The sequence below is a fragment of the Companilactobacillus sp. FL22-3 genome, from assembly GCF_054881455.1.
This window is the reverse complement of sequence record NZ_JBTYYZ010000005.1, coordinates 155,705-170,132: the sequence shown is the minus strand read 5'-3', so window position 1 is coordinate 170,132 and position 14,428 is coordinate 155,705. Positions and strand designations below refer to the sequence as shown.

The window sequence follows — 14,428 nt, the reverse complement described above, 5'->3', positions numbered from 1 at the left end:
TCAGATTCAATCCTTTTTAATAGATAATTTTAGCCAATTACTTGAACAGTCACATTTTGGCGACCGAATTGTAAGGCTTGTGAATTTGGCATTGCGATATCCAATTGGTTAGGATTGCTGTAAGCAAACAAACCAGTATCATTAACTACACGGTCATATGTTTGACCATTGCTTGCAGTGATTCTTAAATGAGTTCCCTTAGGGAATTTTGATAAGTTAGCGGCCACGCCACTGTAACCCATGCTTGATCCAAGAACAGCAGGATCATAAGCAGTTGCTGACATTGTTAAAGTTTGTTTAACGTTGTCATTTGATAAGTATTGGCCGTTGACCCATTGGTTTCTACCAACATCATACCAAGTAGCACCATTGGCGTCAGTTTTACTTGCGTAAACGTGAACCATTGTACCACCAGTAATTGAATTACCATTAAAGTTACCATTTGGAGCGTCATATAGATTAACGCCACCATTGGCTTTAACGTACATATCTTTATCTAAAGAAACTGCTGGAGCTTGTGTAGTTACGTCATAGGCTGAAACCCATAGGTTAGTAGCAACTTGATAATATGTTGCACCTAAGACGTTAGCAATTTTGTTAGTCCGCCAACCAGATTTGCTTTGTAAACCAATTCCGGCAAGCTTCATATTTCCTTGGCTATCTGGAGTCGTGTAAAGTTGAGCTCCATTGGTATTTGAGACATAAATAACACTACTAGTATCTGACGTTGTAACTGATGCGGCGTCAACTGTTTGAGCTGGAATTACGAAACTATCTAAAGCAATTGAAGTAACGGCACATAGTGATGCAACAATTTTTTTGATCTTCATTATAAAATGATTCCCCCGAATTAAAAAACTCATAGATTTTATTAATTTTCTCAACGAGTGTAATCATATAACGTCTAGACCAGAATATGTTGAAAATAACCCAACTGTAAATTAGTTATAAAGTAACTGTAAAAAATATGTAATCGAATTGAAACGGAAATTTGTCAAAAAACAAAAAATTATTTATTGGAATATTTTTTGATACCTTCTAGCATATCATCAATATTATCGACCATCATGCCGTTCATCTTGATCAAACCGATAGTGTAATTGTTAATATAGGCGAAGGGGTTTTCACCGATATGCTTGACAGCTTCGAGTTTTTTAGGATTCTCAAAACCACTTTGGCGGAGGTCAGTATAGACTCCGATGATAGGAATTTCTTTACCAAAGGCTAATCCGATTTCTGAGGCTACACCATCATCCATTGTGTCACCATCGAGAATGGCAACAACTAAGTCAGAGGAGAACAATTCTTTGTTATCTTCTTGGGCGATCTTGATTGAATCGGCATAGTTCATTTTATCGTTGATATCACCATTTTCTTGGGGTAAATAAACTTCGATCGAACTATCCATTTTTCTAATTTTATCAACGACATATTCGTTGAACATCCGATCTGCTAAAGCAAATAAACCGTTGGCAAAATAAATTTTCATGTAAAAATCCCTCTTTCTATTAATATCTGCTAATATCTTATCATTCCTGCATTAGCAATACTAAGAAAACTTAAAGCATCAGATAAATATAATGATATATATCAGAAATCTATTGGCTTAGGAATGAGGTTTACCATAGAAAATGACTGATAAAATATTCCACTTTTGAATAATATTTTTTAATAATCTTGGATAACATTTTTTCCAGGAATAAATATATAATATTACTTGTAAGGTTTCAGAGATAATGTATCTCGGTTTATCAATTAGACGTTTTCAATAGAATACTCAACAATTCTGGGGGGACGGCGCTGATAGTGATTAAATCGACCACTTGAAAAACTGAGGATTTGAGGGCATTGTCGTGAATCTTACTACCTCATAGCCAGTTATAACACGATTCTTCCAGCTTACCCTTCTTTAGGATAATTTATGAGTGTTATAACTAATTTTCCCAATAATATGACGAAACACAAAAAAAGCTTAACTTCCCCGGTTAAGCTTTTTTATTTTGCTAAAATTTTCAATTATTACTCAACGACTTGAATCCAGCCCTCTGGAGCCTCAACGGTACCAAATTGAATTCCAGTTAAGGTATCGTAGAGCTTCTTGGTTATTGGACCAACTTCCGTTTCACTATAGAAGACGTGTAAGTTGCCGTTATGTTCCAAACCACCGATAGGTGAGATAACTGCAGCAGTACCACAGGCGCCGGCTTCTTTAAATTGATCCAATTGGTCGATATAAACGTCGCCTTCTTTAGCTTTGAGTCCTAAGCGATGTTCTGCTAGCCAGAGCAAGGAATACTTGGTGATACTTGGTAGGATAGAAGGTGACTTAGGTGTCAAGAAGGTGTCATCCTTAGTAATTCCAAAGAAGTTAGCGGAACCAACTTCTTCAATCTTCTTATGTTCGATAGGATCAAGGTAAACACAATCTGCGAAGCCTTGTTCGTGAGCTTTGGCCCCAGGATATAAACTGGCAGCATAGTTACCGCCAACTTTACTTTGACCAGTTCCTTTATGCGCTGCACGGTCATATTGAGAAGTGGTGAAGTTAACAGGAGTTAAGCCACCTTTAAAGTAATTACCAACCGGCATGGCAAAAATCGTAAAGATATATTCTGGTGCAGCGTGGACACCAATTTGTTCACCTGTTCCGATAATCAAAGGACGGAGGTATAAAGTTGCTCCGGAACCATATGGAGGAACAAAATCAGCATTAGCCTTGACTACTTCTTTGACAGCTTCGACAAACTTGTCTTCTGGGAAAACGGGCATCAATAATCTTTCACATGATTCTTTCATACGCTTGGCGTTACGGTCGGGACGGAACAATTGAATTTGACCTTGGGGATTACGGTAAGCTTTCATACCTTCAAAAGCTGCTTGACCATAATGCAAAACTGGTGAAGCCTCACTAATATGTAGCGTACTGTCTTCAGTCAGTCCGGCATCTTGCCACTGGCCGTCTTTCCAATGAGCTAGAAAACGATATGGTAAGTCCATGTAGTTGAAACCGAGATTGTTCCAATCGATTGTACTAGGGTCTGCTTTAGTCATATAAATATCTCCTTGGTTAAATTATTTTTAATAAGATAAGAAAACTTATTATTATTAAATTTATCTTAGTAGTCGCTCGACCAACTGTCAATGTCAAAAACTGATTAATAATTAAAAAATACTACTTGAAAATTTAAAGAGTTTTTCTTAGGGTAATTGACATTCAATCGTTACAATAGGTAGTAAAAGTGTAGGAGGGCAGCGGGATGCAAAAGAAAAAATTGAGTCTCTCGATTCTTTTAATAATTCTTTTAACCTTTGGGGGATTAGTCGCTTGCAGTAAGAATAATCAAGCTGTGGATTCCAGCAAGTACGTCCAGACTAATACACCAACACTCTTTTTCCATGGATTTGGCAGCAGTGTCAATGCAGAAACTCAAATGACCAATGCGGCCAAAGAGGCAGGCGTCACGAATAGAATCGTTCGAGTAAATGTCTCAGATAATGGCTACGCTAAGATGATTGGTTCAATTCCTAAGAGTGCCAAGAATCCAATCGTCGAAGTCAATTTTGACAACAATAAAATGGGTAATTCCTATAAAGCCAGTCAGTGGGTCAAGAATGTCATCACTTTGCTTCAAAAAGAGTATAAATTTGACAGCGTTAATTTCGTAGCACACTCAATGGGCAATATGGCGGTCAATTATTACATTATGGAGAATGCTGGGAAAAAAGGTACTCCTAAAATTAATAAAGTCGTCGATATCGCTGGTCACTTCAATGGTATCTTGGGCATGGGCGACAAGCCTAACCAGGTAAAGTTAGCTAGCGATGGCAAACCAGATAAAATGAATAAGTCTTATCAAGAACTTCTTCCTTTACGAGAAATTTATCCAACCAATACCGAAGTGTTGAATATTTTTGGTGATATTGAAGATGGGACTCATTCAGATGGCCGCGTCAGCAATTCCTCGTCACAGTCACTGAGATATTTGGTGGCCAACCGGGCTAAGTCATATCAAGAAAAGAAGATCAAAGGGAAGATGGGACAACATAGTCAATTACATGAGAATAAACAAGTTGATAAGTTGTTCATTAATTTTCTTTGGAAAAAGTGAACTTAGTATCATACATTAATATCCAACAGAGGCTGTGACAAAACAGTCTTGAAATTGAAAATACTCGATGTGAAATTGTAAAAATTCCCCATCGAGTATTTTTTTGAGACTTATGTCAAAACCCTTTTGATTGATTAAAATTTTAATGTTGAACAAAAGGATACCAACCGGCTAAAGCAAAGCCGATCAGGGCGGTGACTAGGCAAAAGACCACCACGATCCAAATTAAATTCTTATTAAGTCTCTGTTGATTTTTGCGTGCAAAGGCAATCTCAACTAGTCCGATAAAGACCAGAGCCACAATTATTTTGACGATTAACAAAGTGGGTTCGACTGACCAAGCACGAATAGCCAATTTTATTCCCGTAATGATGATCACTAAATAACCGATACGTGTAATCATTTCGTAAATTTTTGTATGCGAATTGGTGAATAAGGCTAACAAAATCATCAATGCCATAATCACCCAAGTTAATAAATGAGTCCATAACCAAATCATAATCTTCCTCCTAAAGCTCAATCATAACATTTAGATAGTGCTTTGACGAAAGACTAATTTGGTAGCTAATTCCATTCTTTTAGCGACATGGCGGGGATTATTCAACAGGTCTTGCATCAAATCGACCGCAGCCGCACCCATTTGTTCAGTCGCTACATCGACGGAACTCAATTCTGGGTTAACGTAACTGGCTAAAGCGGTGTTATTGAAACTGAAGAGACTGACTTGTTGAGGAATCTTGATATTAGCTTCTTGGAGAGCCTTTAAAGCTCCAGCAGCCATCAGATCATTTGAGATAAAGAAAGCTTGAGGCAGAGCTTTTTGAGCGGTTAGGGCTAATTTCATTTGTTGATAACCAGAATCTTTCGTGAAGTCGCCTTTGAAACATAGATCGGGGTCGAACAGCTGGTGCTCTGTCATCGTTTCCTTAAAACTTTGATAACGAAAATCAGGAATAACCCGCAAGTCATCAGTCGATTTCTCTTCACCATAAATGAGGCCGATACTTTTTAAGTTATGTTCGATAAAGTAGTCTATGACTTGTCTTAGGCCATACTTAAAATCAGTGACGATCGTATCGAAACCTTGAGGAAATTGGTCATCATCAATGAAAACGAGATTGTGGCTGATTGAAGTCATCTGATCAACTTGCGAACGACTGTATTTTCCGACTGCAATAATGCCATCGATATCGGCTGGAATCTGGTCTAATTCATTGTGAAAAATGCGACTGATCTCAAAACCGTAAGTCGGTGCTTGTTGTTCAATACCTTCACGAACAGTCATGTAATAGAGATCGTCTTGTTCTTTGGACTCAGAATACCATTGCACCAAGGCAATATGTTTGAGAAAACGGGCATTGTGGCGACTGGCCTTTTGGTAATTCATTTCCGTGGCGATCCGTAAAATATTGGCTCTTGTTTGGTCAGTAACTGATAAGGTCAAATCGTTGTTGAGTACTCGAGAAACTGTTGCGGGTGAGACTTGAGCTTTTTGAGCAATATCACGTAAAGTTGCCATTATTCTAAACTCCTAATAAATTTATCAAAGGCAGTTTGTCCGGATTGATCCCATTTGAAAACCCCAGCATCTTCTAAAACCCGAGCAAAGACTAAACCAGTTTCTTTTCTGACTAATTGAGAAACATTTTCAGCCGTAAAGTGGTATTTTTTAGCCAATTGATCAGCCCAAGTTTGATGATAATCAGCCATTTGATTAGGTTCATTCAATAAATATAGTTCGACTTGATGCAACTCGTTTTTCAGACGAGCTGGCAAAATTGCCCGGCCCATAACTTCAATCAAACCAATATTTTCTTTTTTAATATGCTGAACATCTTGATGGGGATGAAAAATACCATCAGGGTATTGTGCAGATGTTTGATTGTCACGCAAAACGATATCGAGCACATATTGGTCATTAACTCGATAAGCAATTGGTGTGACCGTGTGATGACGTGTTTCGTTAGAGTAAGCCTTGATCTGAACTGTTTCGTCGGAATAATTCATCCAATTTTCGTGAATCAAGTTGGCTGCTTTGACTAGTTGTTCTGGACTCTGGCTCGTTAGGCGAATAGTCGACATTGGCCACTTAACGATTCCCGCTTTGACTTGATCGACTGGTAAACTGATTTCTCGATCGATTGGGGCTTTCATCATTGGAAAGACATGCCGGCCACCTTGATAATGGTCGTGGCTAAGCATTGAGCCGCCCACAATTGGTAAATCGGCATTACTCCCGACAAAATATTGAGGGAAAATTCTGATGATTTCCAACAAATTGTTAAAAGTATGTTGATTGATGATCATTGGTTGGTGTTTTTGATTGAGGAAAATAGCGTGTTCCTTAAAGTAGGCATAAGGCGAATATTGAAAGCCCCAAGTCTGACCACCCAATAAGAAACGGATGACCCGATGATTGCTTCGAGCAGGGTAACCAAGGCGTCCCAAGTAGCCTTCGTTTTCAAGACAAAGTTGGCATTTAGGATAGCCAGTTTGAGCTTGACGACCGGCAGCAGCAATTGCTTTAGGATCTTTTTCAGGCTTAGAAAGGTTGATCGTTATTTCTAAATCGCCATAATCAGTGGTGACAGGAAAAGAGATATTTTTAGCAATTGCTTTGGTCTTGATATAATCGTTATCTTGACTCAAATGGTAGAAATAATTAGTTGCCGCTTCAGGACTATTTTGATAAAGATTCCAAAATTCTTGATTAACCTTTGAGGGCCGTGGAGTCAAAAAGTCCATCAATTGATCGTTGAGGATCTCTTGAGAAGTGACACTACCGTCAATTTTTTTATTTGTAATGGCAGTATCAATCAAGGCTTGTTTTAAGTCTGGGTTAGTCTGATGATTATCGTCGCCAACTAGGGCACAGATTCGATTATAAAGATAGATGCGGTCCAACGCTTGATAATCGTTGTCCGCAGTAATAATTTGTTCCACAAAATCGTCTACGCAAGACATTATTCTTCCACCTCGGTAAGAGCAATTTCTTTAGGTCCGTCCGCAATTTCAGCAATATAGAAGTCAGCTGCATAGCCAATTTTATCTTGATAAATTTGACCGACATTTTGTTTGAAGTCATCGAGTTGATCTTTTTGAACAAAAGCAATCGCACAGCCACCGAAACCAGCGCCAACCATCCGAGCTCCCAGAACTCCAGGCTGTTGCCAAGCTGCTTCAACTAAAGTATCCAGTTCAATTCCGGTAACTTCATAGTCATAGTGTAAGGAAATATGTGAGGCGTTGACTAGTTTGCCAAATTCAACCAGATTATTGTCCTTTAAATATTTGATAGCTTTTAGAGTCCGTTGATTTTCAAAGACAGCGTGACGAGCCCGACGCAACAAAATATCATCGTTGATCAAATATGAGTTGCGGTCGAATTCGTCGATCGAAAGGTCGCCAAGAGAATTGATATTTAATTTAGTTTGTAGACGAGCTAAAGCTTGTTCACATTCGCTACGGCGTTCGTTATATTTAGAGTCGGTCAAAGCTCTTTGCTTGTTGGTATTCATGATGACGATCACGTGATCCCCTAACTCAACTGGGGCATAGTGATATTCCATTGTATTAGTATCTAGTAAGATGGCTTGATTTTTTTTACCCATACCAACCGCAAATTCATCCATGATACCAGTATTGACACCGATATATTGATTTTCGTTTTGTTGGCCCATTTTGACGAGATTTAATTGGTCGATGCCTAAATTAAAGACATCGTTTGCAATGTTACCCATCAATAGTTCAATTGAAGCTGAAGATGATAACCCAGCACCGTCAGGTAAATTACCATAAATATAGAGATTGAAGCCGTGAGTCAATTCAAAGCCAGCTTTTTGTAATAAGTAAAGCATCCCTTTAGGATAGTTAGCCCAATCGTCTTCTTTTTTAAAACTCAAATCACTCAAAGAGACACTGATCACACCAGTATCAGGTAAATTCTTGGAATAAAGTTTTACTAATTGATCATTGCGAGCTCCATAAGCTGCATAAGTTCCTAAACTGATAGCACAAGGGAAAACATTGCCACCGTTATAATCAGTATGTTCACCGATCAAATTGATCCTTCCTGGTGAGAAGAAAAGTTTTTCGCAAGCTTCTCCAAAAGTTTCTTGATAGCCAGATAGAAGTTGTTTTTTATCCATAATTTCACTCCACTTTTACTAAATATTTACTTAACAAAAATGATAGCGCTTTCTAATGTGAAAAACAAGGCCTATAGATTTAATAATTTCAATAAAATGTTATTATTATAAGCATGAGCGACCACAATGTGGTATGAAGAGGAGAGATCGATGAAGACAGCAGTAGTTACTGATACGGCATCTTATTTAACACCAGAACAAATCGAGAAATATAATATTACTGTTTTACCAATTACCGTTATTTTAGGAGACAAGCAGTACAAAGAGACCGAAGAGTTATCTGATACCAAGTTCTTCGACTATTTGCGGACCGAACCGGAGTTACCAACTACCGCACAGGTTTCGATGGGACAAATTCAAGAGGCGTATGATCGTTTAGTTGCCCAAGGTTACGAAGCTATTATCTCGATTCATTTATCTTTAGGAATCACTTCGTTTATGGATAATTTGCGGATGTTTGTAAAAGACTATGATAAGGCTAAGATCTATCCATTTGATTCAATGGCAGCTAGTGCAGCTGAAGCAGATTTAGTTATGCTGGCCGGATCGATGGCTCAAAAGGGCCTTGATCCCGATGAGATCGTAGAGAAGTTAAAAGTTCAACGTGATTCGACTCAAGTTTATTTTGCAGTCGATGATTTAAAGCATTTGTCCCGGACAGGGCGTTTGAGCAATCGTTCAGCAGTTATTGGCAGTCTACTAGATGTTAAGCCATTATTGACTTTTGAAGATGGTAAAATTTATGCGATTGCTAAAGAGAGAACCATGCATCGAGCATTTCACAAAATTCAACTTGAAATTCAAAAATATACAGACGTACACCCAGATTGGCCAGTTCATATCACGATCGTGGACTCAAATAATCGTGAGATGCTTGAAAAATGGGCCACTGATTTTCAAACAGCATTTCCAAAAGCACGGGTTTCTACGAGTCATTTAGGACCAGCTATCAGTGTTCATACTGGAGAAAAGACGTTGGGTGTCGTTTGGGATAGGGATTTAATCAATGAAAACTAGAATTATGATTTATGTCGACGATGTTGATATGAGTGTGGCATTTTGGACCGATGAGTTTAACGCCACGGTGGTTGCACGCCAAACATTGAATGGTGGTTATCAAAATGTCATCGTTGGGATTTCGTCAGAAGTAGAACTGTCGATTTTTCCACGGGACTATATTAGAATCTATTCGCCAGAAGTTTCGGAAAATGTTCCTTCATTGATGTTTTTCTCAAGTGATTTTGACCGCTTACACGACGAAATTTTAAGTGCGGGTGAAATTACTGAAGTTAATGGTGTTTTGACCTTTAATTTTCAAGATCCAGAGGGCAATTATTTCGTCCTCGCTAAAGCAGCTGAGTAAAGGTATCTTGTTGTTAGATTGAGACTTGATTTTGAGTAATTTAAAAAATTTTGACCATATTAAAAGCCCCTTAGTTTGTTTGTATCCAGACTAAGGGGCTTATTTGGTTGGCTAGTTTTCTTCGTATAAAAATACTTCTTCAATGGTTCTGTGGAAAACTTTTGCTAGCTTGAAGCTCAGTTCAAGTGTTGGCTGCGAGCGACTATTTTCGATCGATACAATTGTTTGGCGCGAGACGTGAACTAATTGTGCTAGCTGTTGTTGCGAATAGTGATACTCAGCTCGTAGTTCTTTGACACGATTTTTGATCATCTTGAATACCTGATTTCTATCTTGTCTATGGTTTTAAGTGTAAAGCCAACCTGACTAAATATCAAAGAATTGACAGAGCTAAATATTTTTAGCTTTCATAAATTAATTTCTTAAAAAAACAAATTCAAAATAGTTTTAGATAATAAAATTTTAAATAAAAAACTCAAATTTTCGATTGATTATTTCAAGTATTATGACTTGACGATAATAAACTTCTTTGTTAATTTTAAGTCATAGCTATATAACTGACGGATGTAGAATTGACTACAAGGGAATATAGCCTGAAATCGTCGACCGTCTGGGCACCTCAATTAGCGAGGTGCCTTTTTTGTATCGTAAATAAAGGAGCTAACATGTATCGAATCAAGATAAATAATATGAAATTCCATTCCCACATTGGAGTTTATGCCGCTGAAAAACAATTGGGACAAAACCTGGAAATTGATTTGTCAGTTGAATTAAAAGAAGTTCCTTTAGATGATGACCTCAATAATACGCTCAGTTACGGGCAGTTTTATCTGACGGTCGAAAAAGTCGTTCAAGCAAGCCGAGTTGACTTGATTGAAACGTTAGTTCAAACAATCATTGCGCAGATAAAGGCTTTAGACCAAAGTAAGATTACCAAGGTAAAAGTCAAGCTTCGTAAGTTGGCAGTGCCAATCGATGGGATTTTTGACAGTGTAGAAGTTGAGATGGAGGGATAGTGATGCATGAAGTCTATTTAAGTTTAGGCAGTAATTTGGCCGATCGGGTAGGTAATTTAGAAGCAGCAATTTCACTGCTGAAAGATGATATAAAGATTGAGATTACAGCCATTTCGTCAGTTTATGAGACTTCACCTGTCGGCGGGATTGAGCAGAATAATTTTTTGAATCTGGTTATCGGTTTACAAACGACCTATTCTGCGACGGAATTATTGCAATTGATCCACCGAATCGAACAAAAATTACATCGAAAGCGAGTTATTCATTGGGGTCCACGGACTATCGACCTCGATATTTTATATTTTGATCAAGTAAAAATTGCAAGTAAGCAATTGACGGTTCCTCATCGAGAAATTGGTCAACGGTTGTTTGTCTTAATACCAATGCTAGAGATATCTCCGGCCAATTTTTATCAGCATGATTATTTGGTCAAACAAACCCGAAAATTGCTTCACACCGATCAAGAAATAACTAAAAAGGAAGATATGATAATTGGAAAGTGATATCGAGACTTCAGTAAAAAACATCATTAAAGCAACCGGCGATGACCCTGAGCGTGAAGGACTGTTAGAAACCCCAGCTCGAGTAGCTAAGATGTATCGTGAAATTTTAACTTATCAAGGCCAAAGCCAATTTACGGACTATAAGATTTTTAATACTGAGAAAACTAGTAATTCACAAATGATTTTGATCAAAGATATACCTTTTTATTCTATGTGTGAACATCACATGTTGCCATTCTTTGGTACAGCCAATGTCGCCTACATTCCCCAAAATGGACGCATTATTGGACTTAGCAAGATTCCTCGACTGATCGATTTTGTTTCCAAAAGATTGAGTGTTCAAGAAAACATTACTCGAGATACCGCTATTATTTTAGAAGAGATTCTTGATCCATTGGGGGTGGCTGTCGTCGTTGATGCACGTCACATGTGTGTTGAAATGCGCGGGGTTAAAAAGAATCACGCCGTGACCAGAACTTCCTTTTATCGGGGTATCTTTGATGATGACAGTACGAAAAGATTTGAGTTTTTACAAACTCTATAAGATAGGTGGAAATTATTTTGGAGCAGCAAGTCTTACATTGGGTGGGAAAGCGATTTGATTTTGATTTAACTGATGAACCCATTATTTATTCAATCATCAACTGCACCCCGGATTCTTTTTTTGACGGCAATAAGTATCCTGACTTAGCCGCAGTTTTGACACAGGTGTCGCAAGATTTAGCCAATGGTGCTCAAGTAATTGAGATCGGCGGCAAATCTACCAGACCGAATTTTCAAGAAATCGGTGCAACTGAAGAATTGCGACGGATTTCTCCGATCCTCAAAGCTGTTAAACAAGAGTTTCCACAAGCAATCGTAGCTGTTGATACGACTGACTCGGTGGTAATGAGAACAGTCTTATCCAAATTCAAAGTCGATATTATTAATGATATCAAGGGCTTTGAAACGACTGAGAAGTTAAGTATCATTGAACAATTTCAACCAAGCGTCGTGGTGATGAATAATGGCCGGGATACAACCAATTTGTTGGAAGATCAAATGGCTTTTTTCAAGCAAAAACAAACTCAATTACTGCAAGCTGGCTTAACAACTGCACAAATCGCAATCGACCCTGGAGTTGGCTTTTCGACTAGCCATCAAGTAAAAGAGAACCTTTTACGAGTAGAAATGACCAAGAAGTTAGCCAAACTTAATATGCCAGTGATGATTGCCATTTCTCAAAAGGGCTTTCTCAGTAAACTCTTTCAAGTCGCTGAAAAAGAACGGCTCATACCGACTCTCATCTTAGAATGTTTGATGATTCAAGACGGAGGGCGAATTTTACGGGTCCACAATTCACGGGAAACGAAATTATTATTAGACATTATGAAGTGTTACAAAATTTAGTTTGGAGAAGATCAATGGAACAATTAGTTAATGATTTACTGACCGAAACGGATAGTTTGGCTGAGACCGATCGCATAAAAAAAATCAAATCATCATTACGATTTTGGCAGCCTAAACTGTTACGATCGAATAATAATTTGATTCATCTTTCAGCAAGTTGTGTTATTAAACATAACCAAAAAGTTTTGTTTGTCGAACATCCTTATTTGAAAAAATCCTTGTTACCGGCAGGACATGTTGAGCCATTCGAAACGCCGTTGCAAACTGTTCTTCGTGAATTGACAGAAGAAACGGGTTATAACATCAAAGACATATCAAAGATAGAATTGGTGGATGTAAACTTGATTCGTATTCCAGCTAATCCGAAAAAACAACAACCAGTCCATGAGCATATTGACTTTCGTTATCAGATTGAGGGGACGTTGATACGAGAAACTCCAGGCGAACTGCCTAATTTTTGGCTTGAAAAGTCAAATGCTCCGGAAGAGTTTTGGAAGTACTTTTAAAGTTTAACGTCTGATTAACTTGACCACAGTTTCAACGTGTGGCGTTTGAGGGAACATATCAACTGGTTGGAGATAAACGACCCGGTATTCCTTAGTCAAAGTCACCAAATCTTTGGCCAACGTTGAAGGATTACATGAGACGTAAACCAGCTTATTAACAGGATGGCGGTTCAAAGCGGTTAAAAGTTTACCATCTAAGCCAGTTCGAGGCGGATCAACGACGATGGCATTGATATTTTTACCATCATTGAGCAATTGAGGATAGATTTCATCAGTTGAACCAACAAAGTAATCCGCATTTTCAACCTGATTCAACTTGGCATTTTCCTTAGCATCTTCAATAGCTTCGGGGATGATTTCAATTCCATAAATTTGCTTCACTTTGTCAGCCATGATGATACCAATCGTTCCAACTCCACAGTAAGCATCCAGTAAAACATCAGAGGCATTGGGTTCCAAAGCTTTTGTAACTAAGTCGTACAATTTATCAGTTTGTAGAGAATTCAGTTGTAAGAAAGCCCGTGGTGAAAAGTTGAAAATGTAGCCATTGATATCTTCTTGAAGATATTTTTCACCCCACAAAAGCTTTGTTGTCTCGCCCCAAACACCGGCTTTGTCTTCTTTGTTGATATTTTGAGAGATAGAGCTTACTTCTGGGATCTGTGCTTGAATCCGTTCCAGTAATTGGCGCTGTTTGATGAATTTTGGTGAGCGGGTGATAAAGGTGACTTGTAATTGATTGAATTCCACAGACTCGCGAATAACGATCATGCTCAAGATACCTGATTTAGTCTCAGGATTGAAAACAGGGATTTCTAAGTCTTTGATCAATTGGACGATTTTTCGCATAGCTTGCATCGTCAAATCCATTTGTGTGGGCATTTCTGTCAAGTTAACTAATTCTTGAGTACCAGTTTTGTACAGTCCACAGCGAATTTCACCATCGATTTCTTGAATTGGAAATTGAGCCTTATTCCGATATTTTTCTTGTTGAACCGAGCCAACCGTCGGCTTAATTAAATATTTATCGAAAGCATAAGGCTTATATTTAGCCAAAGATTCTCGTAAAATGTCAGCTTTGAAGTTCAGCTGATCCTCGTATTTAATGTGAGCGAATTCTAAGCCCCCAACCTCATTAGCCAATTTAGGTGTTTCTGGATTGCGATAAGGACTAGCTTTTCTGATTTTGTGAATGCGACCGTTCAAAAACCTGTCGTGGACATCAGTAATTTCACAGACAATCACATCTTCTGGAACTGCTTGAGGGACGAAGACAATCACATGTTTGAAAAAGCCAATTCCCTCACCATTGATACCGATTCGTTTAATTGTCAGTGGAAAACGGTCACCGACTTTTAGTTCTTGCGTAATATTATTTGTAGTCATAAATTTTT

The 14,428-nt window shown here is 38.2% G+C and carries 15 protein-coding genes, 1 pseudogene and 1 riboswitch; of the genes and pseudogenes, 7 read left to right on the top strand and 9 right to left on the bottom strand.

What is annotated here, in order from left to right; all coding sequences use genetic code 11:
• Positions 1 to 29: 29 nt before the first annotated feature.
• The 3 genes from ACYT32_RS06295 to ACYT32_RS06285 all read right to left on the bottom strand — a co-directional run bounded on the left by ACYT32_RS06295 (position 30) and on the right by ACYT32_RS06285 (position 3,051).
• Positions 30 to 830 carry an SLAP domain-containing protein gene (locus ACYT32_RS06295; protein ID WP_395265203.1) on the bottom strand — a complete coding sequence of 267 codons (801 nt, stop codon included), beginning with the start codon at positions 828 to 830 and terminating at the stop codon, positions 30 to 32.
• A 179-nt stretch (positions 831 to 1,009) separates the two neighbouring features.
• Positions 1,010 to 1,489 carry a nucleoside 2-deoxyribosyltransferase gene (locus tag ACYT32_RS06290; RefSeq protein ID WP_395265202.1) on the bottom strand — a complete coding sequence of 160 codons (480 nt, stop codon included), beginning with the start codon at positions 1,487 to 1,489 and terminating at the stop codon, positions 1,010 to 1,012.
• Positions 1,490 to 2,019: 530 nt separating this feature from the next.
• On the bottom strand, positions 2,020 to 3,051 hold the full coding sequence (locus ACYT32_RS06285) for a branched-chain amino acid aminotransferase (RefSeq protein ID WP_395265201.1): 1,032 nt from the start codon (positions 3,049 to 3,051) through the stop codon (positions 2,020 to 2,022).
• 206 nt (positions 3,052 to 3,257) lie between these two features.
• Here ACYT32_RS06285 and ACYT32_RS06280 point away from each other — a divergent pair, with 206 nt between their 5' ends.
• Positions 3,258 to 4,109, top strand: a complete 852-nt coding sequence (locus tag ACYT32_RS06280) for an alpha/beta hydrolase (RefSeq protein ID WP_395265200.1) — start codon at positions 3,258 to 3,260, stop codon at positions 4,107 to 4,109.
• A gap of 142 nt (positions 4,110 to 4,251) precedes the next feature.
• On the opposite strand, the gene ACYT32_RS06275 is transcribed toward ACYT32_RS06280, so the two are convergent.
• Genes ACYT32_RS06275 through ACYT32_RS06260 form a run of 4 tightly spaced genes read right to left on the bottom strand, consistent with a single transcriptional unit; the run spans position 4,252 to position 8,257 of the window.
• Positions 4,252 to 4,608, bottom strand: coding sequence for a YisL family protein (locus ACYT32_RS06275; protein ID WP_395265199.1), 357 nt, complete (start codon positions 4,606 to 4,608; stop codon positions 4,252 to 4,254).
• Between the two features lie 30 nt (positions 4,609 to 4,638).
• A complete protein-coding gene (locus ACYT32_RS06270; protein WP_395265246.1) occupies positions 4,639 to 5,631 on the bottom strand; it encodes a LacI family DNA-binding transcriptional regulator in 993 nt (330 codons plus the stop codon).
• On the bottom strand, positions 5,628 to 7,073 hold the full coding sequence (locus ACYT32_RS06265; RefSeq protein WP_395265198.1) for a UDP-glucose--hexose-1-phosphate uridylyltransferase: 1,446 nt from the start codon (positions 7,071 to 7,073) through the stop codon (positions 5,628 to 5,630). The genes ACYT32_RS06270 and ACYT32_RS06265 overlap by 4 nt, the downstream gene beginning before the upstream one ends.
• Positions 7,073 to 8,257 (bottom strand): galactokinase, encoded by a 1,185-nt coding sequence (locus tag ACYT32_RS06260; RefSeq protein WP_395265197.1) that lies wholly within the window; start codon positions 8,255 to 8,257, stop codon positions 7,073 to 7,075. The genes ACYT32_RS06265 and ACYT32_RS06260 overlap by 1 nt, the downstream gene beginning before the upstream one ends.
• Before the next feature lie 150 nt (positions 8,258 to 8,407).
• Between ACYT32_RS06260 and ACYT32_RS06255 the strand changes: the two genes are divergently transcribed.
• Complete coding sequence (locus tag ACYT32_RS06255; protein WP_395265196.1) at positions 8,408 to 9,274, top strand: DegV family protein; 867 nt, start codon at positions 8,408 to 8,410, stop codon at positions 9,272 to 9,274.
• The gene (locus ACYT32_RS06250) at positions 9,264 to 9,620 is read left to right on the top strand and encodes a VOC family protein (protein WP_395265195.1); all 357 of its coding nucleotides are present in this window, start codon (positions 9,264 to 9,266) and stop codon (positions 9,618 to 9,620) included. Before ACYT32_RS06255 ends, ACYT32_RS06250 begins: the two co-directional genes overlap by 11 nt.
• A gap of 111 nt (positions 9,621 to 9,731) precedes the next feature.
• On the opposite strand, the gene ACYT32_RS06245 is transcribed toward ACYT32_RS06250, so the two are convergent.
• A complete protein-coding gene (locus ACYT32_RS06245) occupies positions 9,732 to 9,932 on the bottom strand; it encodes a helix-turn-helix transcriptional regulator (RefSeq protein ID WP_395265194.1) in 201 nt (66 codons plus the stop codon).
• A 231-nt stretch (positions 9,933 to 10,163) separates the two neighbouring features.
• Positions 10,164 to 10,243, top strand: a riboswitch (ZMP/ZTP riboswitch).
• Between the two features lie 42 nt (positions 10,244 to 10,285).
• On the opposite strand from ACYT32_RS06245, the gene folB reads away from it, so the two are divergent.
• The 4 genes and pseudogenes from folB to ACYT32_RS06225 all read left to right on the top strand — a co-directional run bounded on the left by folB (position 10,286) and on the right by ACYT32_RS06225 (position 13,034).
• A complete protein-coding gene (gene folB, locus ACYT32_RS06240) occupies positions 10,286 to 10,636 on the top strand; it encodes a dihydroneopterin aldolase (RefSeq protein WP_395265193.1) in 351 nt (116 codons plus the stop codon).
• 2 nt (positions 10,637 to 10,638) lie between these two features.
• A pseudogene (gene folE / locus ACYT32_RS06235) lies at positions 10,639 to 11,683 on the top strand (GTP cyclohydrolase I FolE).
• Between the two features lie 17 nt (positions 11,684 to 11,700).
• On the top strand, positions 11,701 to 12,528 hold the full coding sequence (gene folP / locus ACYT32_RS06230) for a dihydropteroate synthase (RefSeq protein WP_395265191.1): 828 nt from the start codon (positions 11,701 to 11,703) through the stop codon (positions 12,526 to 12,528).
• A 14-nt stretch (positions 12,529 to 12,542) separates the two neighbouring features.
• On the top strand, positions 12,543 to 13,034 hold the full coding sequence (locus tag ACYT32_RS06225) for an NUDIX domain-containing protein (RefSeq protein WP_395265190.1): 492 nt from the start codon (positions 12,543 to 12,545) through the stop codon (positions 13,032 to 13,034).
• Positions 13,035 to 13,037: 3 nt separating this feature from the next.
• Here the strand turns inward: ACYT32_RS06225 and rlmD are convergent, their stop codons facing one another.
• Positions 13,038 to 14,420, bottom strand: a complete 1,383-nt coding sequence (gene rlmD, locus ACYT32_RS06220) for a 23S rRNA (uracil(1939)-C(5))-methyltransferase RlmD (protein ID WP_395265189.1) — start codon at positions 14,418 to 14,420, stop codon at positions 13,038 to 13,040.
• Positions 14,421 to 14,428 lie beyond the last annotated feature (8 nt).